The 20,655-nt window shown below is 68.9% G+C and carries 26 protein-coding genes; 13 read left to right on the top strand and 13 right to left on the bottom strand.

The annotated features are described in order from the left end of the window. Positions 1-6: 6 nt before the first annotated feature. Together GXN78_RS21330 and GXN78_RS21325 are read right to left on the bottom strand one after the other, a co-directional pair. Positions 7-972 (bottom strand): tripartite tricarboxylate transporter substrate binding protein, encoded by a 966-nt coding sequence (locus GXN78_RS21330; protein ID WP_106558673.1) that lies wholly within the window; start codon positions 970-972, stop codon positions 7-9. A 42-nt stretch (positions 973-1,014) separates the two neighbouring features. Next, the gene (locus GXN78_RS21325; RefSeq protein WP_106558674.1) at positions 1,015-1,455 is read right to left on the bottom strand and encodes an OsmC family protein; all 441 of its coding nucleotides are present in this window, start codon (positions 1,453-1,455) and stop codon (positions 1,015-1,017) included. 187 nt (positions 1,456-1,642) lie between these two features. Here GXN78_RS21325 and GXN78_RS21320 point away from each other — a divergent pair, with 187 nt between their 5' ends. The 3 genes from GXN78_RS21320 (at position 1,643) to GXN78_RS21310 (ending at position 4,253) form a co-directional block, all read left to right on the top strand. Beyond that, a complete protein-coding gene (locus tag GXN78_RS21320) occupies positions 1,643-3,334 on the top strand; it encodes a long-chain fatty acid--CoA ligase (protein WP_106558675.1) in 1,692 nt (563 codons plus the stop codon). Between the two features lie 66 nt (positions 3,335-3,400). Beyond that, positions 3,401-3,979 (top strand): type II toxin-antitoxin system HicB family antitoxin, encoded by a 579-nt coding sequence (locus GXN78_RS21315; RefSeq protein ID WP_106558676.1) that lies wholly within the window; start codon positions 3,401-3,403, stop codon positions 3,977-3,979. Continuing rightward, positions 3,963-4,253, top strand: coding sequence for a hypothetical protein (locus tag GXN78_RS21310; protein ID WP_106558677.1), 291 nt, complete (start codon positions 3,963-3,965; stop codon positions 4,251-4,253). The genes GXN78_RS21315 and GXN78_RS21310 overlap by 17 nt, the downstream gene beginning before the upstream one ends. Positions 4,254-4,271: 18 nt before the next feature. Here GXN78_RS21310 and GXN78_RS21305 read toward each other — a convergent pair whose 3' ends face one another. The 6 genes from GXN78_RS21305 to GXN78_RS21280 all read right to left on the bottom strand — a co-directional run bounded on the left by GXN78_RS21305 (position 4,272) and on the right by GXN78_RS21280 (position 7,922). Continuing rightward, positions 4,272-4,661, bottom strand: a complete 390-nt coding sequence (locus tag GXN78_RS21305) for a lysozyme inhibitor LprI family protein (protein WP_164255615.1) — start codon at positions 4,659-4,661, stop codon at positions 4,272-4,274. Between the two features lie 55 nt (positions 4,662-4,716). After that, a complete protein-coding gene (locus GXN78_RS21300; RefSeq protein WP_106558679.1) occupies positions 4,717-5,202 on the bottom strand; it encodes a RidA family protein in 486 nt (161 codons plus the stop codon). Continuing rightward, the gene (locus GXN78_RS21295; protein WP_106558680.1) at positions 5,199-5,621 is read right to left on the bottom strand and encodes a GNAT family acetyltransferase; all 423 of its coding nucleotides are present in this window, start codon (positions 5,619-5,621) and stop codon (positions 5,199-5,201) included. The genes GXN78_RS21300 and GXN78_RS21295 overlap by 4 nt, the downstream gene beginning before the upstream one ends. A gap of 63 nt (positions 5,622-5,684) precedes the next feature. Beyond that, positions 5,685-6,095: a VOC family protein gene (locus GXN78_RS21290; protein ID WP_106558681.1), complete on the bottom strand. Its 411-nt coding sequence runs from the start codon at positions 6,093-6,095 to the stop codon at positions 5,685-5,687. Positions 6,096-6,154: 59 nt separating this feature from the next. Further along, positions 6,155-6,532, bottom strand: coding sequence for a nuclear transport factor 2 family protein (locus GXN78_RS21285; RefSeq protein ID WP_106558682.1), 378 nt, complete (start codon positions 6,530-6,532; stop codon positions 6,155-6,157). A 43-nt stretch (positions 6,533-6,575) separates the two neighbouring features. Continuing rightward, positions 6,576-7,922, bottom strand: a complete 1,347-nt coding sequence (locus tag GXN78_RS21280) for an NAD(P)/FAD-dependent oxidoreductase (RefSeq protein WP_106558683.1) — start codon at positions 7,920-7,922, stop codon at positions 6,576-6,578. 168 nt (positions 7,923-8,090) lie between these two features. Here GXN78_RS21280 and egtB point away from each other — a divergent pair, with 168 nt between their 5' ends. From egtB to GXN78_RS21255, 5 genes are all read left to right on the top strand, one after another. After that, positions 8,091-9,341 (top strand): ergothioneine biosynthesis protein EgtB, encoded by a 1,251-nt coding sequence (gene egtB / locus GXN78_RS21275; protein WP_106558684.1) that lies wholly within the window; start codon positions 8,091-8,093, stop codon positions 9,339-9,341. Beyond that, on the top strand, positions 9,341-10,327 hold the full coding sequence (egtD, locus tag GXN78_RS21270; protein WP_106558685.1) for an L-histidine N(alpha)-methyltransferase: 987 nt from the start codon (positions 9,341-9,343) through the stop codon (positions 10,325-10,327). Before egtB ends, egtD begins: the two co-directional genes overlap by 1 nt. 36 nt (positions 10,328-10,363) lie before the next feature. Next, entirely contained in the window at positions 10,364-10,645 is a 282-nt protein-coding gene (locus GXN78_RS21265) for a DUF427 domain-containing protein (protein ID WP_106558686.1), read from the top strand. Beyond that, positions 10,642-11,385, top strand: coding sequence for a 2OG-Fe dioxygenase family protein (locus tag GXN78_RS21260; protein WP_106558687.1), 744 nt, complete (start codon positions 10,642-10,644; stop codon positions 11,383-11,385). The genes GXN78_RS21265 and GXN78_RS21260 overlap by 4 nt, the downstream gene beginning before the upstream one ends. Before the next feature lie 107 nt (positions 11,386-11,492). Then, the gene (locus GXN78_RS21255) at positions 11,493-11,930 is read left to right on the top strand and encodes a universal stress protein (RefSeq protein ID WP_106558688.1); all 438 of its coding nucleotides are present in this window, start codon (positions 11,493-11,495) and stop codon (positions 11,928-11,930) included. 19 nt (positions 11,931-11,949) lie between these two features. Here the strand turns inward: GXN78_RS21255 and GXN78_RS21250 are convergent, their stop codons facing one another. Next, positions 11,950-12,591, bottom strand: coding sequence for an RluA family pseudouridine synthase (locus GXN78_RS21250; protein ID WP_106558689.1), 642 nt, complete (start codon positions 12,589-12,591; stop codon positions 11,950-11,952). A gap of 47 nt (positions 12,592-12,638) precedes the next feature. Between GXN78_RS21250 and GXN78_RS21245 the strand changes: the two genes are divergently transcribed. Next, a complete protein-coding gene (locus GXN78_RS21245) occupies positions 12,639-13,943 on the top strand; it encodes an MFS transporter (RefSeq protein WP_239142842.1) in 1,305 nt (434 codons plus the stop codon). Here GXN78_RS21245 and GXN78_RS21240 read toward each other — a convergent pair. Both GXN78_RS21240 and GXN78_RS40880 read right to left on the bottom strand, forming a co-directional pair. Then, on the bottom strand, positions 13,940-14,242 hold the full coding sequence (locus GXN78_RS21240) for a 2Fe-2S iron-sulfur cluster-binding protein (protein WP_106558690.1): 303 nt from the start codon (positions 14,240-14,242) through the stop codon (positions 13,940-13,942). The two genes, GXN78_RS21245 and GXN78_RS21240, sit on opposite strands and share 4 nt — an antisense overlap. Continuing rightward, a complete protein-coding gene (locus GXN78_RS40880; RefSeq protein WP_181360615.1) occupies positions 14,239-14,388 on the bottom strand; it encodes a hypothetical protein in 150 nt (49 codons plus the stop codon). Before GXN78_RS40880 ends, GXN78_RS21240 begins: the two co-directional genes overlap by 4 nt. Positions 14,389-14,466: 78 nt before the next feature. On the opposite strand from GXN78_RS40880, the gene GXN78_RS21235 reads away from it, so the two are divergent. Both GXN78_RS21235 and GXN78_RS21230 read left to right on the top strand, forming a co-directional pair. Next, positions 14,467-14,985, top strand: a complete 519-nt coding sequence (locus tag GXN78_RS21235) for a GNAT family N-acetyltransferase (protein WP_106558691.1) — start codon at positions 14,467-14,469, stop codon at positions 14,983-14,985. 22 nt (positions 14,986-15,007) lie between these two features. Next, positions 15,008-15,925, top strand: coding sequence for a DUF808 domain-containing protein (locus GXN78_RS21230; protein ID WP_106558692.1), 918 nt, complete (start codon positions 15,008-15,010; stop codon positions 15,923-15,925). On the opposite strand, the gene mnmH is transcribed toward GXN78_RS21230, so the two are convergent. Beyond that, positions 15,917-16,966 carry a tRNA 2-selenouridine(34) synthase MnmH gene (gene mnmH / locus GXN78_RS21225; protein WP_106558693.1) on the bottom strand — a complete coding sequence of 350 codons (1,050 nt, stop codon included), beginning with the start codon at positions 16,964-16,966 and terminating at the stop codon, positions 15,917-15,919. The genes GXN78_RS21230 and mnmH overlap by 9 nt on opposite strands. After that, complete coding sequence (locus tag GXN78_RS21220) at positions 16,966-17,184, bottom strand: hypothetical protein (protein WP_106558694.1); 219 nt, start codon at positions 17,182-17,184, stop codon at positions 16,966-16,968. The genes mnmH and GXN78_RS21220 overlap by 1 nt, the downstream gene beginning before the upstream one ends. Positions 17,185-17,335: 151 nt before the next feature. Here GXN78_RS21220 and GXN78_RS21215 point away from each other — a divergent pair, with 151 nt between their 5' ends. Continuing rightward, positions 17,336-20,170, top strand: coding sequence for an autotransporter outer membrane beta-barrel domain-containing protein (locus GXN78_RS21215; protein ID WP_106558695.1), 2,835 nt, complete (start codon positions 17,336-17,338; stop codon positions 20,168-20,170). Between the two features lie 95 nt (positions 20,171-20,265). Next, positions 20,266-20,655, top strand: coding sequence for a hypothetical protein (locus GXN78_RS21210; RefSeq protein WP_106558696.1), 390 nt, complete (start codon positions 20,266-20,268; stop codon positions 20,653-20,655).

The following is a 20,655-nucleotide window of genomic DNA, read 5'->3' as shown; positions in this document are numbered from 1 at the left end:
CCAACATCAGTCCATCCTGGCGCCCGAGGCCTTGACGGCCTTCTCCCAACGCGGAGTCTCCGCGGCCAGGAAGCGAGCGAACTCCTCGCTGCCCAGGAAGGCCGGGTCGGCGCCCTGGCTGGTCATGCGCTCGCGCACCTCCGGATTGCTCAGCACCTGCCGGAAGGCGTCGGTGAGCTTCGCGACCACCTCCTTCGGCGTCCCGGCCGGCGCGAGAAAGCCGTAGAAGCCAACCACCTCGAAGCCCTTGATGCCGGACTCGATGACGGTCGGGATGTCGGGCAGGGCGGGGTTGCGCGCCGCGCTGGTAACGGCCAGCGCCCGCACCTTGCCCTGCTTGTGGTAGTTGGCCGCTTGCGGAATGGATTCGGCCATGAACTGCACCTGGCCGCCCATCAGGTCGGTAAAGGCGGGCGCGCTGCCCCGATACGGGATGTGGACCATGTAGAGACCGGTGGCGGTCTTGAACATCTCCGGCACCAAGTGGCTGATGCCGCCGTTGCCTGCCGAGCCGTAGTTGATCTGCCCGGGGCGCGCCTTGGCATAGCGCACGAACTCCTGGAGGCTGTTCACGGGCAGCTTGGGCGTGACCAGCAGCGCCAGCGGCTGCATCGCAGTGCGCGCGATGGGCGTGAAGTCGCGCAGGGTGTTGTAGGGCAGCTTGCTGTAGAGCGCGCCGTTGATCACCGCCACGCCCGTGTTGGCGAGCATGAGGGTATAGCCGTCCGCAGGGCTCTTGGCCACGGCGTCGGCGCCCACGGAGCCGCCGGCGCCGGGCTTGTAGTCGATCAATACCGGCTGCCCGAGCACGGCCTGCAGCTTGTCGCTGAGCAGGCGCGCGTGCTGGTCCAGCGGGCCGCCGGCCGGAAAGCCGATCACGATCTTGACGGGCTTTTCAGGAAAGGCCGCCAGGGCCGCGGCCGAGGCGGCGAGGCACCAGGCCGCGACCAGTGTCTTGCTGCTGCTGTTCATGTTCGTCTCCTCTGTGGGCGGACGATCATAAACAGCGTTTGCTCAAGATTTCAGCGTGGCCTTCAGCGTGATCTCGGGCACGCTGGCCAGCGCCTTCGACAGCGGGCAGCCGGCCTTGGCGCCGGCCGCCAGCTCCTGGAACTTGGCCTCGTCGATGCCGGGAATCACCGCTTCCAGTTCGAGCTGGATACGGTCGATCTTGAAGCCCGGGCCGTCTTTGGCCAGGCGCACCGCGGCCTGGGTGTCGATGCGAGTGGCGGTGAAGCCCGCGCCCTCGAGTGCGAAGGCCAGGGCCATCGTGAGGCAGCCCGCATGCGCAGCGCCGAGGATCTCCTCGGGATTGGTGCCGGTGCGGTCGTCCTCGAAGCGGCTCTTGAAGCCGTAGGGATAGCTCTTGAGGGCACCGGTCTCGGTGCTGATCTGGCCCTTGCCGGTCTTGCCGGCGCCTTCCCAGTGAACACTCGCGCGCTTGTCTGCTGCCATGTGAGCTCCTCGGTGGTGGGGGATGAAGAAGGATCCGCCGTTGTACGGCAGAACGGGCCGGCTGTCTGTCGGCCGGCCTGGACAGAGCATCTCGCGGCGGGGAGTCACCGATGTGACGCCGTCGGGGCTTCCCCGATGGGGCGGGCTCGTGTGACATCGTAGGCTTGCCCGTCCCATTGGAGCCCGTATGGATCGTCCGCATTACAAGTTCTGGCCGCAGCGCCTGCCTCGCTCGCTCACCGTTCCCGCCACCTCGCTGTGGCACAACCTTGCCACCTCTGCCGAGCGCTTTCCCGACAAGACGGCGCTGGTCTTCTTCGGCCGCGAGACCACCTACCGCGAGCTGGCGACGCAGGCCGAGCGGCTGGCGGGCACGCTGCACGCGCTGGGCGTGAAGCGCGGCGACCGCGTGGTGCTGGACATGCAGAACTGCCCGCAGCTGGTGGTCGCGCATTTCGCGATCCTGCGCGCCAACGCGGTGGTGGTGCCGGTCAACCCGATGAACCGGGCCGAGGAGCTCAAGCACTACATCACCGATCCGGAGGCCAAGGTGGCCATCACCACCGGCGACCTGGCGCCTGAGCTCGCCAAGGCCAGCGACGCGCTGGCCCCCGGCGAGCGCCTGGCGCACCTGATCGTCACGCAGTTCACCGATGCCTTCGACCCCGAGGCGCAGGGCGACGAGGCGCCGCCGCCGGCCTGGCGCGACTGGCTGTTCACGCGCCACCCGCTGCCCGCGCTGGCCGGGGGCGAGGTCATGGCCTGGACCGATGCGCTGGCCGCCGGCCACGCGCCGCCCGCGCATGAGGTGGGTGCGAACGACATGGCGCTGCTGCCCTACACCAGCGGCACCACCGGCCTGCCCAAGGGCTGCGTCCACCATCACTCCAGCCTGATGCACAACGCCTACGCCTGCCAGCTCTGGGGCCTGGCTTCGTCGGAGACGGTGGTGCTGGCGGTGGTGCCGATGTTCCACATCACCGGCGTGGTGAGCGTGCTGCACACGGTGATCATCAGCGCGGGCACGCTGGTCGTCATGCCGCGCTGGGACCGCGAGGTGGCGGGCCGGCTGATCTCGCGCCGCAAGGTCACGAGCTGGACCAACATCCCCACCATGGTGATCGACCTGCTGGGCAGCCCCAACTTCGCGAGCTTCGACCTCACGAGCCTGGTCCACATCGGCGGCGGCGGTGCTGCGATGCCGCAGGCGGTGGCGCAGCGTCTGTACGAGCAGTACGGGCTCAAGTACCAGGAGGGCTACGGGCTCACCGAGACCGCGGCGCCTTCGCACACCAACCCGTTCGAGAACCCCAAGCAGCAGTGCCTGGGCATCCCCTTCATGAGCACCGACGCGCGCGTGGTCGATCCCGACACGCTGAAGGAGATGCCCATCGGCGAATCGGGCGAGATCATCATCCACGGACCCGAGGTGTTCCAGGGCTACTGGAAGCGCCCCGATGCGACCGCGGCGGCTTTCGTCGAGTTCGAGGGCAAGCGCTTCTTCCGCTCCGGCGACATGGGCCGCATGGACGAGGACGGCTACTTCTTCATGACCGACCGCCTGAAGCGCATGATCAACGCCAGCGGCTTCAAGGTCTGGCCGGCCGAGGTCGAGCTGCTGATGTTCCGCCACCCGGCGATCCAGGAAGCCTGCGTGATCGCCACCAAGGACGCCTACCGCGGCGAATCGGTCAAGGCCGTGGTGGTGCTGCGCGCCAGCCACAAGAACACCACCGAGCAGGAAATCATCGACTGGTGCCGCGAGAACATGGCGGTCTACAAGATCCCGCGCGCCGTGCAGTTCGTCGATGTGCTGCCGAAGAGCGGGAGCGGGAAGGTGATGTGGCGGTTGCTGCAGGAGGCGGAGAACAAGGGCTGACGTGGGCGCGGGCGGTACACTTGTCACTAAAAACTAGTTACACTGCGACTCGCAATGAACTAGCCCATGTCGAAGCAAGAAAAAGCGCTGGAAAAACTATGCCGAACGCCGACCCCCGCCAATCTGAAGTGGGATGAGTTGCGTGCAGTGCTTTCATCGGTGGGCTACGAGATGCTTCAAGGATCAACAATGACCATCCTCAAATACAAGGACTACGCTGGGAGCGCCGATCTGGACATGGAACGCGGCGTACTGCGCGGCAAGATCCTCTTCATTGGGGATCTGGTGACGTACGAGGCTCCGACGGTCAAGAAGCTTCAGCAGGAGTTCGAAGCCGCGGTGGATGACTATGTCGATACTTGCAAGCAGATCGGCAAGGCACCTCAAAAATCGTTCACGGGCGTGTTCAATGTCCGCATCGAGCCAGCGTGCCACAAGGCGTTGGCCATGTTGGCGGCGACCGATGGTCGCACGCTGAATGCCATCGTCGCCGAGGCTCTCCACGGCTACGTGAACGATCGCGGCACGTCAGCCCGGAAGGTGGAACATCTGCATCGCCTGGTGCTGGAATCCCCCGTGAGCGAGGGAATCGCCAGCTCAACTCAGACCACTCGGTGGGAGAGCCTTGATGTCCAGCTCCACTAAGTCTGTTGAGCGGTACACGCATAGCCTGACTGAGCTGGCGGAAATTCTCGTCAAGCATCACGACTTGCACGAAGGCTTTTACGAGATCGCTTTCGAGTTGCAGGTTGGAATTGGTTCAGTGGGGCAAGACGATCAACGGCTTCCCGGCGCTGCCATCGGAGTCAAGACCGTTGGTTTAACCAGGATCGACAGGCTTGCCCCGATGTCCGTCGATGCCTCCAAAGTGAACCCAGCCAAGAAGCCCAAGCGAATCGTATCTGGGCGGGGCGACTGATGGCTCCTGCCGGCGTCCTCAAGCCTTGAGCCAATCCCTCAGCTGCTTGGTCCGCTGCTCGGTATGCTCGATCTGGCAGCCGAGCGCGGCGATGTCGCGCACCGTGCCGCCGGCGTTGAGCATGTACTTGGCCTTGCAGTCGTTGTCGCGGAACTGGACCCACGCCCGCTGCGCCTGCTGCAGCAGCTTGCGGGTGCCGGCGTAGTCGACGGCGTCGTTCTTGCCGTCGGACTCGAGCGACTTCATCAGCGACTGGTAGGCGGCGTTGAGCTCCTTGTCCTTTCGCGCCAGGGCCTGCTGGGCGCACTGGTTGATCTCGGCGGTGTTGCGGGTCCTGCACGGCTCCTGGGCGAAGACGATGCCGGGAAGCAGGAGCAGGGCGGTGCCGAGGCAGGACAGCTTCTTCATTTTGTACTCCGCGATCGCTGGGGTCGGAGCACGTATTCTGCGCCGGGCGGATCCACTACGGCTGGAATTCGACCTCCGCCTCGATCTCCACCGGAATGCCGAAGGGCAGCTCGGCCAGCCCGACCGCGCTGCGCGCATGAGCGCCGACTTCGGGCCCGTAAAGCTCGAGGATCAGTTCCGAGAAGCCGTTGATCACCGCCGGCATGCGGTCGAAGCCCGGCGCCGCGTTGACCATGCCGAACACGCGCACCCAGGCCGTGATGCGGTCCAGGTCGCCGAGGGCGCGCTGCAGGCTCGCGAGGATGCCGAGCGCGGTCAGGCGCGCCGCCTGGTGGCCCTGTTCCAGCGTGAGCTCCCGCCCGACCTTGCCGAGCGGCGTGGCCAGCGAGCCGTCGGCGTTCTGCGGGCCGTGGCCCGAGACCAGGGCCCGGTTGCCCACGATGCGTACCCAGGGAAAGGGCAGCACCACGCCGGCGGGCATGGGCAGGGGCGGCGGCAGGGCCTGGCCGAGCGACTGGAGCTTGCGTTCGATCTGTGTCATGTATCGTGGATGAGACGGCGTCCGAGGCTGATCACATCGTCCTGCGTGTAGCCGAGCTTGCGGTAGAAGGCGACGACCTCGGCGTTCGACGAGCGCACGAGGAGGTTGATCTTCGGGCAGCCGCGCTCGATGAGCAAGCGCTCGGCCTCGTGCATGAGCGCGCGGCCGATGGCCATGCGCCGGTGCCCGGGCGAGACCGCGAGGTAGTAGACCCAGCCGCGGTGGCCGTCGAAGCCCACCATCGCGGAGCCGAGGAGCGCACCTTCGTCGCCGATGGCGACCAGGAAGAGCTCGCGCTGCTCGCCGAGCTTGCGCTGGATGTCGCGGTGCGGGTCGTTCCATGGGCGCGTGAGGCCGCAGGCCTGCCAGAGGGCGATCACGCCGGTTTCGTCGGCGGGCTGGAAAGAGCGAATCTTCATCAGGACAAAGGGCGAGTCAGGAAGAGGGCGAGTGTCGCCTGGCCGGCAGGCCGGCGCAGCCGTTCAGACGCCATCGGGCGGACCCTTGAGCTCGACCACGTTGCCCTCCGGATCCTGGAGGTAGATGGAAGGGCCGCGGCCCTCCGCGCCGTAGCGCGCTTCGGTCGGTCCAGCCTGCACGCCGTGGGCCGCGAGATGGCCGCGTATCGCCGCTTCATCGAAGGGGTCGACGCGAAGGCAGAAATGGTCGAGGTTGCGGCCTTCCCGGCCCGGCGGCGCGCCGCCGGCGCGGCCCAACTCGCCATCGACGGGCACGAGATCCACGATCGAGCGTCCGGCGCGCAGCTGGATCAGGCCGATGGCCTCCTGCCGGCGCTCGACCGTGCAGCCGAGCACGTCGCAGTAGAAGCGGATCATCGCGTCGGGGTCGACGACGCGCAGCACGATGTGGTCGATGTCGCGGATGTGGATCATGGCGTGCGCTCAGTCACCGTGCGCCCCATACGGGAGACGTCGAACGAGATCACCGGCCGCTACACGCCGCCCATCTCGTAGAAGAACTCCTCGCGCACGACCTTGCCGTTCTTCACCGTGTAGAGCGCCGCCTCGTCCATGGTGAAGCGCTTGGCCTCGGGCTTGAAGGTGACGTCGAAGCGGAAGCCGACGATGAAGCGATCGTCATGCGGCCAGGGCCCCGTGACCTCGAAGGAGTGGACCTCGTGGTTGCTGGTCCACCATTCACCCTTCTGCCTGACGGCCGCGAGGCCCTTCGCTTCCCGCTGCATGCCGGGCGGGGCGGCGGCCTCCACGCTGACCACGTCGTCGGCCAGCAGCGTGCTCACGACCTCCTCGAACTTGCCTTCCTTGCACAGCGCGACCAACTTGTTGGCCACTTCCATCGTCGTACTCATAAGCTTCCTTTCGCTTCGACACAATGAAACTGATGCGGCTCGCTCAGGACTCGCCCCGGCCCCGCACTTCCGCCACCACCCGCGCATGCCGCTGGAAGCTCCAGTAGGCGCTGGCCCAGTCCATCAGCACCACGATGCGGTTGCGGAAGCCGATCAGGAAATAGGCGTGCGCGAAGAGCCAGAACAGCCAGGCCAGCCGGCCCGAGAAGCGCAGCGGCCCGAGCGGCGTGCCCAGGTCGACCACGGCCGAGTTGCGCCCGATGGTGGCGAGGTTGCCGTAGTCGCGGTAGCGGAAGGGGACCGTCTCCTTGCCCGCGATGCGGCGCAGGATGTTCGTCGCCGCGGCGCGGCCCGCCTGCTTGGCACCGGGCGAGACGCCGGGCACGGGCGTCGGGTCCTTGCGGGGCCGGTGGCTCATGGCGGCGGCCAGGTCGCCCACCACGCTGATCTCCGGATGGCCGGGCAGGCTGAGGTCGGGCTGCACCTTCACGCGGCCGGCGCGGTCGCATTCGGCGCCTGTGGCCTCGGCCAGCAGCCGGCCCAGCGGCGAGGCGGCCACGCCGGCGGCCCAGATCACGCAATGGCAGGCGATGCGATGGGTGCCGGTGCCGGCGCCGCCGTCGCTGAAGGGCGATTCCACCTCCAGCCCGCCGGGCGTGACCGCCGTCACGCGGGCGTTGAGGCGCACCTGCACGCCCAGCTTCTGCAACTGCTCGAGCGCGCGCTGGCTCAGGACCTCGGGCATGGCCTGCAGCACGCGCGGGCCGCCCTCGATCAGCAGCACCTCGGCCGTGCGCGGGTCGATGCGGCGGAACTCGCCGCGGAGGGTGTGCCGCGCGATCTCGGCCAGCGTGCCGGCCATCTCCACGCCGGTCGGGCCGGCGCCGATCACGGCGAAGGTGAGCAGGGCGCGCTGGCGCACCGGGTCGGGCTCGACCTCGGCGGCCTCGAAGCTCATGAGGATGCGGCGCCGGATCTCGAAAGCATCGGCCAGGGTCTTGAGGCCGGGCGCCAGGGTCGACCAGTCGTCGTGCCCGAAGTAGCTGTGGGTCGCGCCGGCGGCCACGATGAGGTGGTCCCAGGGCAGGCGGGTGCCGTCGGCCAGATGGACTTCGCGCGCGGCGGGATCGATCCGCGTCGCTTCCCCGAGGAGGGTGGTGATGTTGGGCTGGCTGCGGAACAGCAGGCGCGCCGGCGCGGCGATCGAGGGCGCCGCCAGGCCGGCGGTCGCGACCTGGTAGAGCAGCGGCTGGAACAGGTGGTGGTTGGTCTTGTCGACGATGGTGATGTCGACCGCCGCGTGCTGCAGCTTGCGCGCCGCCTCGAGGCCGCCGAAGCCGCAGCCGATGATCACGATCCTGGGGCGGCCTGGGGAGGGGGGCATGCTCATGCGCCGGATGATACGCAGCCGCCGTGCACGTCCCGGCGTCTTGTGCCAAAGTGGCGCGTTCGACGGGGGCCACGCGCTGCGGTCGGGGTGCCGCGCTGCGGGCCCTTGTCCTACGGCGCTGACCTCCGTGCATGGGCTAAAAACCTTCCGATCCACAATGGAGACCCCATGAACCTCATCCAGCCGGCCAGGCCGGCGGCGGACGAGCTGCGCGATCGTTTTCAATCGGTGCGTGCGCTCAGCCTTGCGTTGGCGGCGCCGCTCTCGGCCGAGGACCAGTGCATCCAGTCGATGCCCGACGCCAGCCCGACCAAGTGGCACCTGGCGCACACCACCTGGTTCTTCGAGACCGTGCTGCTGCAGCCGCATGCGACGGGCTACCGCGTCTTCGATGCGGCCTTTGCCTACCTCTTCAATTCCTACTACGAGGCGCTCGGGCCGCGCCACCCGCGTCCGCAGCGCGGGCTGTTGACGCGGCCTTCGCTCGAGCAGGTGCAGGCCTACCGGCGCCATGTGGACGAGGCGGTCGATGCGCTGCTCGCCGGCGCCGGCGAGGACACGGACTGGGAGGCGATTGCGCCGATCATCGAGCTGGGCCTGAACCATGAGCAGCAGCACCAGGAGCTGATCCTCACCGACATCCTGCACGCGCTGTCCTGCAATCCGCTGCTGCCGGCCTACCGCGCGGCGCCCACGCCGGCGCTGCGGCTGGCCTCGGTGGCGCCGGCGATGCGCTGGCTCTCGCGGCCGGGCGGCGTGGTCGAGGTCGGTCATGCCGTCGGCGGCTTCAGCTTCGACAACGAGACGCCGCGCCACGCGGCCCTGCTGCAGCCCCACGCGATCGCGGACCGGCCGGTGAACTGCGGCGAGTACGCGCAGTTCATCGCCGACGGCGGCTACCAGCGGCCCGAGCTCTGGCTCTCCGACGGCTGGGCCGCGGTGCAGGCACAGGGCTGGCGCCATCCGCCGTACTGGCTTGCGCCGGACGATCCGCGCCTCGTCCATCACGGCGCGACCGCAGGCTGGCACGTTTTCGGCCTGCACGGCGTGCGGCCGCTGGAGCCCGAGGCGCCGGTCTCGCAACTGAGCTTCTACGAAGCCGCCGCCTACGCCGAGTGGGCCGGCGCGCGGCTGCCCACCGAGTTCGAGTGGGAGGCCGCGCACGATGCGCCCGGCATCTCGCAGATGAGCGGCCAGGTCTGGCAGTGGACGCGCTCCTCCTACGACCCCTATCCGGGCTTCCGTCCGCTGTCGGGCGTGGCCGCCGAATACAACGGCAAGTTCATGGTTGGCCAGCTGGTGCTGCGCGGCGGCAGCGTGGCCACGCCCGCGGGCCATGCGCGGCCCAGCTACCGCAACTTCTTCCCGCCGGCCGCGCGCTGGCAGTTTTCCGGGCTGCGGCTCGCGAAGGATCTCTGATGGCTATTCCTGCATTGAGCCTGCATGCCTTCCGCAGCGCACAGCGCGCAGCGCCGCTCTCCGACTTCGGCCGCGAGCTGCTCGAGGGCCTCAGCCGCAGCCCGCGCAGCATCTCGCCCAAGTTCTTCTACGACGTGGCCGGCTCGCAGCTCTTCGACCGCATCTGCGATCTGCCCGAGTACTACCCGACGCGCACCGAGATGCGCATCCTCACCGAATGCGCGCCCGAGATCGCGGCGCAGATCGGACCGAACGCCGACGTCGTCGAGTTCGGCGCGGGCTCGCTCACCAAGGTGCGGCTGCTGCTCGACGCGCTGCATGTGCCGCGGCGCTATGTGCCGATCGACATCTCGGGCGAGCATCTCGAAGGTGCAGCGCAGCGCCTGCGTGCCGACTACCCGCAGATCGCGGTGCAGCCCGTGGTGGCCGACTACACCATGCCGCTGGTGCTGCCTTCGCGCGGCGAGGGGCTGGGCCAGCGCGTGGGCTTTTTCCCCGGCTCGACGCTCGGCAACTTCAGCCCCGAGGAGGCGCTGGCCTTCCTGCAGCTCGCGCAGCGCCTGCTCCGCGGCGGCGGCCTTCTGCTCGGCGTGGACCTGGTCAAGGACCCGGCGCGGCTGCATGCCGCCTACAACGACGCGCAGGGCGTGACGGCGGCCTTCAACCTCAACCTGCTGCGCCGCGCCAACCGCGAGCTCGGCACCGACTTCGACCTCGAGGGCTTCACGCATGCGGCCTTCTACAACGCGCCCCTGCGCCGCATCGAGATGCACCTGGTGAGCCGCCGCGCGCAGAGCGTCAGGCTGGACGGCCAGCGCTTCGACTTCGAGGAGGGCGAGACCATCCACACCGAGAACTCGCACAAGTTCACCGTCGAGGGCCTGCATGCGCTGGCCGTGAAGGCGGGGCTCAAGCCGGCGGCGGTGTGGACCGACCCCGAGCGACTCTTCAGCGTGCACTGGCTGCAGTCGCCCGCGGCACAATAGCTCCGTCCCGCCATCGGGCGGGCCTTGGAGACCTGGATGAAAGCAACCTGGAACGGCGTCACCATCGCCGAGAGCGACGACACCGTGCTCGTCGAAGGCAACCACTATTTCCCGGCGAGCGCGCTCAACCGCGACTACGTCAGCTTCAGCAACCACAAGAGCACCTGTCCGTGGAAGGGCACGGCCAGCTACTACTCGCTGCTGGTCAACGGCGAACTCAACACCGACGCCGTCTGGTATTACGCCGACCCCAAGCCCGAGGCCGAGATGGTGCGCGACCGCGTCGCCTTCTGGAAGGGCGTGAAGGTGTCGGAGTGAGCGCAGGGAACTTCGACCCGCCCTTCACACCCGTCGACCGGCTCGTTCCCGCATTGCGCCAGGACGGCTACGCGGTGCTGAGCCCGCAGGGCGTGGCCGAGTGGCTGGGCAGCCCGCTCGCGCAGCTCGAAGTGCTGCATGCCGACTGGAACCAGCTGCCGCTGGACGAATACCTGAAGGACGGCGGCCGCTACCGTACGCGGCGCCATGCCTGCTTCACGGTCGAGGACGCGATCATCGAGCAGGTCCCGCACCGCGCGCACTGGCAGCCGGTCGAGTACAACGCGCTGCATGGCGGCATGCAGCGCTGGTTCGCGCCGATGGAATCCGGCACGCTCGTGCAGCCGGCCTGGCAGGCGCTCATCAAGGGCCTCGCCGAGGTGGCGAACGGCTTGCGCGGGACGCAGCGCTGGTACGTGGAAGCGCACCAGTTCCGCATCGACACGGCCGAGGGCATCGGCCGGCCGACGCCCGAGGGCGCGCACCGCGACGGTGTCGATTTGGTGGCGGTGGCGCTGGTCGGGCGTCACAACATCAAAGGCGGCGAAACCCGCGTGTTCGAGGCCGCGGGCCGCCGCGGCGAACGCTTCACGATGACGGAGCCGTGGACGCTGATGGTCATCGACGATGCGCGCGTGATCCACGAATCGACGCCGATCCAGCCGCTGGTGGACAGCCAGCCGGGCTGGCGCGACACCCTGGTCGTGACCTGCCGCGCAGGCTCCTTCCAGGGCGATTGAGCACCACCTGCCGGTCCGTAGCAGTCCTACGTCCGGTTCCATTCCTTGGATGTACATTCAGGGCCCGGTTCGGCTGCGAGCCGTCATGTGAACAAACGAGGTCTGTCATGTTCAATCACATCCTGGTTCCGATCGACGGGTCCGAAACGTCGATGCTCGCAGTCAGCAAGGCCAGCGGGCTCGCGTTGGCCTTCGGCAGCCGCATCACCCTGATCCACGTGGTCGACAACTACCCCTTCATCGGCGTCGGCGCCGACTATGCGCTGGGCCAGAACGAATACCTGGCGGCCGCCACCAGCAGCGCCAACGCGGCGCTGGCACGCGGCGTCGCCGCGCTGGCCGCCGAAGGCCTGCACAGCGACCAGCGCGTGATCGACGGCCATGTGGTGCACGAAGGCATCGTCGACACCGCGGATGCGATCGGGGCCGATTTGATCGTGATGGGCTCGCATGGGCGCTCGGGCATCGAGAAGCTGCTGCTGGGCAGCGTCACGCAGCGCGTATTGCAGGACGCCAAGGTGCCGGTGCTCGTGGTCAAGGGCTGAGCACCGGACAAGACACCACTCAGGCGAAAGGCGGCGCACTCTCGAAGCGCAGCACCCGGCCATCGGCGGGATGGGCGAACTCGAGTTCGCTCGCATGCAGCAGCAGCCGGTCCGCGCGCCGCTGCACGGCCTCGCTGCCGTAGAGCGCATCGCCGAGGATCGGATGGCCGATCGACAGCAGGTGCACGCGCAGCTGATGGCTGCGGCCGGTCAGCGGCTCCAGCCACAGATGCGTGGCATCGCGCTCGGGCAGGAGCCGCTTCACGCGCCAGCGCGTGCTGCTGGGCTTGCCGTTCTGCGCATCGATCTTCTGCAGCGGGCGGTTGGGCCAGTCGGCGATGAGCGGGGCGTCAATCAGCGACCACGCGTCGGACACCGGCAGCAATCCATCGACGATCGCCTCGTAACGCTTGTGCACGCGCCGCCCGGCGAAGGCATCGCCGAGCGCGCGCTGCATGGCGGGATTGCGCGCCATCAGCACCAGGCCGCTGGTGGCCATGTCGAGCCGGTGCACCACCAGCGCGTCGGGCCAGCGCGCCTGCGCACGGGCGCTCAGGCAGTCCTGCTTGTCCTCGCCGCGGCCGGGCACGCACAGGAGGCCGGCGGGCTTGTCGAGCACCAGCAGGTCAGCGTCCTCGTGGATCACGGCGAGCGCATTCATGGCCGAGCGAGTCTATGAGGCTTCGAGGCTGGGCTATCCTCGACCCGATGTCCGTCCCCGCCGCCGCCTCGCCGAATTTTTCCGATCTCACGCGCGAGCGGCCCTTCATGCGGATGTGGACCGCGCGGCTCTTCGGCACCGCGGGCAGCCAGATGCTGCTGGTTGCGATCGGCTGGCACATGTACGAGCTGACCGGCAGCGCCTGGGACCTCGGGCTGGTGGGGCTTTACCAGTTCGTGCCGGCGCTTCTGCTGGCGCTGCTCGCGGGCCACGTGGTCGACCGCCGCCATCGCGGCCGCATCGTCGCGGCCTGCTTCGCGGTGCAGGGGCTGGTCGCGCTGGCGCTGCTCCTGTCCGTCCATGGCCACCACGACACGCGCGCGTTGCTGCTCGGGCTGTCGCTGGTGCTCGGCGCGGTGCGGGCCTTCCAGATGCCGGCGCAGCAGGCCTTGACGCCGCTGCTGGTGCCGCCGCTGATGCTGCCGCGTGCCATGGCCTTCAGCTCGGCCGGCATGCAGGGCGCGATCATCGGCGGCCCGGCGCTGGGCGGCCTGCTGTTCGCGGGAGGCACCGGCGTGGTCTATGCAGCGAGCCTGCTCTTCTTCGCCATGGGCAGCCTGCTGGTGGTGCAGGTGCGCTACGACCACGCGCCACCGCCGCGCGAGCCGGTCTCGCTGGCCACGGTGCTGGCGGGCGTGAATTTCATCTGGCATCGCAAGCCGGTGCTGGGCGCGGTCTCGCTGGACCTTTTCGCGGTGCTGCTGGGCGGGGCGGTCGCGCTGCTGCCGATCTTCGCCAAGGACATCCTGCACACCGGCCCCTGGGGGCTGGGGCTGTTGCGCAGCGCGCCGGCGGTCGGGGCGCTCGTTGCCTCGATCCTGCTGACGCGGCGGCCGATCGAGCGGCACGTGGGCCGCGCGCTGCTGATCGCAGTGGCCATGTTCGGCGTATGCATGATCGTCTTCGGCTTGTCGAGCAGCTTCATCGTGTCGCTGCTGGCGCTGGCCGTCTCGGGCGGCGCCGACATGGTCAACGTGGTGATTCGGCAGACGCTGGTGCAGCTGGAAACGCCGGACGCGATGCGCGGGCGGGTGAGCGCCGTCAACTCGATCTTCATCGGCGCCAGCAACCAGCTCGGCGAGTTCGAGTCGGGCGCGACCGCGGCGCTGCTCGGGCCGGTGGGCTCGGTGGTGGTGGGCGGCGTCGGCACCGTGCTGGTGGCGCTGGCCTGGTTCCGGCTCTTCCCGTCGCTGGCGGCGCGCGATCGGCTGGTCAGGTCCGATACCCAAGGCTCCCAGGGCTCCCAAGGCTCCCAGGGCTCCCAAGGCTCCCAGGGCTCCCAGAGCCCCTAGAAGTGCGAGAAGGCCAAGGGCACGTCCAGCCTGACGTCGCCTAGCGGCTCCGCCACGCAGGGCAAGATCCAGCCCTCTGCCTTTTCCTCCCGGCTGAGGCCGGGCCATTCGATGCGGTAACGCACCTCGCCGTCGAGCAGACGGCAGATGCAGGTGCGGCAGGTGCCGTTGCGGCAGGAGCTGGGCAGCTCGATGCCGGCGGATTCGGCGGACTGCAGCAAGGTGCGGCCCGCTTCGGTCTCGAAGCGGAAGCCGCCGGGCTCGATCTGCGCCGTGGTCTGCGGCGCGCCGCCGCTCATTCCTTGTTTTTGATCTTGCCGCGCGGAATGACCGCCGTCGTGACCGTGCGGACCGGTTCGAAGCCGGCAGCCGGCGCCTTCGGCGGCGACGTGTCCTTCTTCGGTTTCTTGGATTCCTTGTTGCTGCGTTGCTGTCCCTTGGGCATGTGTTCCTCCGATGAGTGGTGAATCAGTTTAGCGAGGCAGCGACAATACAACCCTTTATCGATCGTTTCCCAGCTTTCATGTCCGACTACGAAGTTCGCCCCGCCGCCATGCGCGATGCCAAGGCCATCGCCGACGTCCACGTTGCCTCTGCCCGTGCCGCATACGTGGACATCCTTCCCGAAGACCAGCTGCGCGCGCTGGCGCCCTCCACGCGCGAGGCCAAATGGCGCGAGGCCATCGAGTTCAGCGAGCCCCAGGTGCACGTGGCCGTGCTGGGCGAGGAGGTGGTGGGCTTCGTCGGCTTCGACCGCTCGCGCGACCCCAAGACGCCCTCGACCACCGGCGAGATCTGGGCCCTCTACGTGACGCCCGAGCACTGGGGCAAGGGCGTGGGCGTGGCGCTGTGGGATGCCGCGCGCGACGGCCTGGAGGAGGAGGGCTGCACGCTGGTCACCGTCTGGGTGCCGCTGCGCAACGACCGCGCACTGCGCTTCTACGAGCTGGCCGGCTTCAAGCGCGAGATGAAGACTGCCAAGACGACGTCATTGGGCGGCACGAAGATCGAAGAGATCCGCCTCAAGCGAAACGTCGCCTGACCCCTCAAGAACAAGCGCATTCATGGCCTCCAGTCTTCTGCTCCTGCTCGACGACATCGCCACCGTCCTCGACGACGTTTCCATCCTCACCAAGGTCGCTGCCAAGAAGACCGCCGGCGTGCTGGGTGACGACCTGGCGCTGAACGCGCAGCAGGTGTCCGGCGTGAAGGCGGAGCGCGAGCTGCCGGTGGTGTGGGCGGTGTGCAAGGGCTCCTTCATCAACAAGGCCATCCTGGTGCCCGCGGCGCTGCTCATCGGCACCTGGCTGCCCTGGCTGGTGACGCCGCTCCTGATGATCGGCGGCGCCTTCCTGTGCTTCGAGGGTTGCGAGAAGCTGGCCCACAAGTTCCTGCACAAGGACGAGCATGCGGCCGACGTCTCGCAGCTCGAGCAGGCGCTGGCCGATCCCGCCGTCGACCTGGTCGCGGTCGAGAAGGACAAGATCAAGGGCGCGGTGCGCACCGACTTCATCCTCTCGGCGGAAATCATCGCCATCACGCTGGGCACGGTGCAGGGCCAGCCCTTCACCACGCAGTTGTCGGTGCTGGTCGGCATCGCGCTGATCATGACCATCGGCGTCTACGGGCTGGTCGCGGGCATCGTGAAGCTCGACGACGCCGGGCTCTACCTGAGCCGGCGCGAAGGCGCCGCCTCGCAGGCGCTGGGCCGGGGCATCCTGGCGGCTGCGCCCTGGCTCATGAAGGCGCTCTCCATCGCCGGCACGGCCGCCATGTTCCTGGTGGGCGGCGGCATCCTGGTGCACGGCGTGCCGGCCCTCGGCCATGCGGTCGAAGCCTGGGCGGTGAGCGCGGGCAGCCTGCTGGGCAGCCTGGGCTCGATGGGCGTCAACGCCGGCGTCGGCATCGTGGCCGGCGCGATCGTGCTGGCCGCGGTCGAGGTCGGCAAGAAGGCGTTCGGGAGAAAGAAAAGCCTAGCCTAGCGCCGCCACGCGGCGCGCCAGCGCGTCGATGGCCGCATCGGAAAGATCGTCGGCCGTCACGGCCTGCCGTTCGGCCCAGCGCTCGAAATGGCTGGCCTGCGAGCGCTTGTAGGCCGGGTCGTAGTGCAGCGCCGTCAGCTCGGCGAACAGGGCCGGCAGCTCGCCCGCGGCGGCCCATTGCTGCCAGCGGCCGATCACGGCCTTGCCGTGCAGTTCCTTCAGCAGCCCGAGCTGGCGCGACAGCGCTTCGGGGTCGTCGCCCAGGTAGGCGTAGTCGCGCAGCAGGTAGGCCAGTCGGGCCTCCGGCGTGGCCTCGATCTCGATGCAGCGGCTGGCGCGCATGTGCGTCACCAGCGGCAGCGGAACGTCGAGGCGGCCGATGCGCCGGCTCTCGCCCTCCACGTAGAGCGGCTGCGCCGGATCGATCCGCTCCAGAAGCTCGGCGATGCGCGTCTCGAAGGCGATCTGCGACGGCTGCGGCGTGCCGGGCAAGGCGCCCAGCAGCGAGCCCTTGTGGGCCGCGAAGCCTTCGAGATCCAGCACCTGCTGCCCCTGCAGCGCCATCGCCTGCAGCACGCGCGTCTTGGCGCTGCCGGTGGCGCCGCACAGCACGCGCAGGTCGAGCTGCGGGCAGAGCAGGGCCAGCTGCGTGATCACGTGGCGGCGCCAGCTCTTGTAGCCGCCGGCCAACTGCTGCGCGTCCCATCCCACCAGGCGCAGCCAGGTGACCATCGAGCCGCTTCGCAGGCCGCCGCGCCAGCAGTAGACCAAGGGCTTCCAGCCGGCCGGCTGATCGGCGAAGCGCTCCTTGAGGTGCCGCGCGAGGTTCGCCGCCACCATCGCGCCGCCGACGCGGCGCGCCTCGAAGGCACCCTGCTGCTTGTAGAGCGTGCCGACGATGCGGCGCTCCTCGTCGTCGAGCACCGGGCAGTTGATGGCGCCGGGGATGTGGTCGATGGCGTACTCGCCCGGCGAGCGCGCGTCGATCAGCGTATCGAAGCGATCGCGGTCCTCCACGCCAACGGGTGCCGGTGCGCGCATCAGCGGGCCTTGCCCCTGGCGCGCTGGACCAGGTCCACCACCACGAGGGCGATGCCGAGCACCAGCGCGAACCAGCCCACCACGTTGGCGCCGGCGATCATGTCTCGCCAGTGCGGCGATGTCAGGAAATGGGGCGCGATCAGGACGGCCGCGCCGATGAAGATGCACAACAGGCCGCGCTCGAACATGCGGGGGGCCCTGGAAGGTCTGGAAGCCATGCCCGAGTTTACGGGGGCCGGGTAGCACAGCTTGCCGCCGTGAAGTGCACCAAGCCCGAGTATCCGTCCCCGATTCTGTGAAGTACTTCCTTAGAAGATGTGAACCTAAGAACTACATTCTTAAGTATTCAATGTAATACGAAAGAATTGTATGAATCGCGTTTTCCGGGTGGTCTGGAACCCGACGCAAAGGCTCTGGACGGTGGCCTCCGAGATGGCACGCGGGCTGGGCAAATCGAGCACCCAGGCGCCGATCGTGGCCCTGGCGTTGCTGGGCCTGGCCGGAAGCGCGGCCGCCGACTGCAGCGGCCCCAGCGGCGGCACCATCACCTGCACGCCGGGAACGCCGCAGACTTTCGTCGTCATCGGCGGCTACGACGCCACGCCCGGCGGCACGGTGGATGTGCAGCCCAACGCCGTGATCAGCACCACGGACCTGCCCGCCATCAGCATGGGCGACAACGGGACGATCCGGGTCCAGCGCAATGCGACCGTGCAGAACAATGCCGCGGGCAGCGCCAACGGCCACTACGGCACGGGCGCCAACACCATCGAGTTCCGTTCGAACACCACGCTGACCATCGAGGAGGGCGCCAAGGTGCTCTCCAACGGCACGGCGCACAACGCGGAAGCCATCAACCCGCATGGCACCGGCAACCTCATCGTCAACCACGGCGAGGTTCGCTCGCAAGCCGGCGGCGCCGCCATCTGGCTGGAGGCCTCGAGCGGCTCGAACACGGTGGTCAACGGCGCCACCGGCGTCATCGAGTACAAGGGCGGCGCGGGCAACATCCTGGGCGTGTCGGGCACGATGGCCGTGGACTTCACGAACCAGGGAAGCCTGATCGGCGTGCTGAACTTCGCCAACGGCGACGACGCGCTGCACGTGCATACCGGCTCGTCCATCACCGGCGCCATCAATGGTGGCGGGGGCAGCAACCTGCTGACGCTCGACGGCACGGGCACCGACACCTTCGCGCATACGCTGTCGAACTTCCAAACCCTGGTGAAGCGGGACAGCGGCACCTGGACCTTCAACAACGCGCTGCCGGGCTCCGGCATCACCAGCACCCGCGTGGCCGCGGGCACGCTGATCCTCGGCGCCGATGCCAGCAGCTACACGGGCAGCATGACGGTGGATGCGGCGGGTACGCTGCAGACTTCCGCGCAGTTCGCGCCGCTGGCGATCACGGACAACGGCCTGGTGCGCTTCGCGCAGCCGAACGACGCGAGCTACACCGGCTTGCTCTCCGGCACGGGCGGCATCGAGAAGACGGGGGCCGGCCGGCTGACCCTGATGCGCGAGCAGGCGATCACCGGCGCGACCACGGTCGCGGCCGGGACCCTGAAGGCGGGAGCCGCCAATACATTCAGCGCCGCTTCCGCGCACAGCGTGGCCGCCGGCGCGACGCTCGATACGGCCGGCTTCGACCAGCGCGTGGCGTCGTTGAACAACGCCGGCACCGTCAATCTGCTGAGCACCCAGGCCGGCAGCACGCTCACCGTCACCGGCGCCTACGTGGGCCAGGGCGGCGTGCTGAAGCTGGGCACGGTGCTCGGCGGCAGCAACAGCCTGAGCGATCGCCTGGTGCTCAGCGGCCCGGGCGCCAGCGCCAGCGGCAACACCACGCTGCGCATCGCCAACCTCGGCGGCCTGGGCGCCCTGACCACGGGCAACGGCATCGAGGTGGTGAGCGCGCGCAACGGCGCCACCACCACCGCCCAGACCACGCGCGACGCCTTCACGCTGGCCAACGGCCATGTGGATGCGGGCGCCTATGAATACCGCCTCTACGCTGCCGATGCGCAGGGCGCGGGCGAGAACTGGTACCTGCGCTCGACGACCACCGTGCAGCCGCCGGCCACACCGGCGACACCAGCCACGCCAGCCACGCCAGCCACGCCGGCCACGCCGGCCGATCCCATCGATCCAGCCCGTCCCGCGGAACCTGCCAGCCCCGCGGAGCCGCAGAACCCGTCCGACCCCTTCACCACCGTCAAGCTCCCCGTGCTGCCGGTCGCGGTGCCGACCTATCGGGCCGAGGTCCCGCTGTTCGCCGCGCTGCCCGCGCAGCTGCGCCAGGCGGACCTCGCCATGCTCGGCAACCTGCACCGCCGCATCGGCGACGAGGACGCGGCGGTGGCCGGCAACGACCCGACGTCTCGCCGCGCCTGGGCGCGCGCGGTCTACAGCGACCTGAACATCCGCCAGGACGGCATCGCCGATGCGCACAGCCGCGGCCAAGTGAGCGGCCTTCAAGCCGGCACCGACCTGCTGGCCAGTGGCAACTGGCGCGCCGGCCTCTACCTCGGTTTTCTGGACGGCAGCGCCGACGTGAGCGGCAATGCGCGCGGAACCTTCGGCCGCGTCGGCTCCAACGATCTGCGCTCGCGCTACCTCGGCGCCTACGCCACCTGGATGGACGCCAGCGGCCTCTACGCCGACGCCGTGATCCAGGGCGGCAGCCACCGCTACACCGTGCGGCCCGACGGCAACCCCAGCGCCTCCGGCAAGGGCGACAGCTTCACGGCCTCGATCGAGACCGGCAAGTCCTTCGCGCTGTCCGAGCGCTGGACCGTCGAGCCGCAGGCGCAGCTGATCTACCAGCGCGCGCACTTCGATGCCGTGTCCATCGCCGGCGCCGTCGTGCGCCAGGACAGCAACGCCGGCTGGATCGGCCGCCTGGGCGTGCGCATCAAGGGTGACTTCGCCATCGGCGCGGGCCGGCTCCAGCCCTATGCACGGGTGAACCTCTACCGCGCCGGTGCCGGCGCCGACGTCGCCGAGTTCGTGGGCCCGGCGGGCTCGACCCGCTTCGCCAGCGCCAGCGGCTACAGCGCGGCCGAGGTGGCGGGCGGCTTCACGCTGGCGCTGGCGCCGGCCGCCAGCCTGTACGGCGAACTGGGTCGCGTGTTCGCGATCGGCGGCGATGCGCGGGTCAAGTCCTCGGTGCAGGGCTCGGTCGGTGTAAAGCTGCGCTGGTAGGCCTCGCCGGAGTCCCGGCCGTCTTGGGTTCCAATAGCGCTTTCGCGCCCGCCGACCGGCGGGCCACCCTCGAAGCCATTGCAGACCTTGAGACCATGGGACTCCCACGCCATTGCCTTCTCGCCGCCTTGTGCCTCGCCGCCTCCGTGGCCGGCGCCCAGCAACAGCCCGCCGACCGCTTCCCCGCCGCCGCCATGAGCTTCCTCGGCACCGAGCTGCCACAGATGGAAGCGGCCATCGCGGCCCGCGACCGCGATTACTTCGAGGAGGCGATGGGCCGCATGCTCGACTTCTCCGGCAGCTGGGGCTTCAGGTCGCAGGACAACCCGGCCCTCGGCCGCTATCCGATGTGCACCGAGGCGGTGTCCGATTTCCTGGTGGTCGGCATGTGCCGCATCATGACCACGGCAGATGCTTGCGAGCCCGGGCTGCCGGCCCGCTTCAACGCCAACCTGCAGAAGTGCCGCGAGCTGGCGGCGCGCTGA

The organism is Variovorax sp. WS11 (assembly GCF_010499245.1).
GTDB lineage: Bacteria > Pseudomonadota > Gammaproteobacteria > Burkholderiales > Burkholderiaceae_C > Variovorax.
This window is presented reverse-complemented; position numbering and strand designations above follow the sequence as displayed.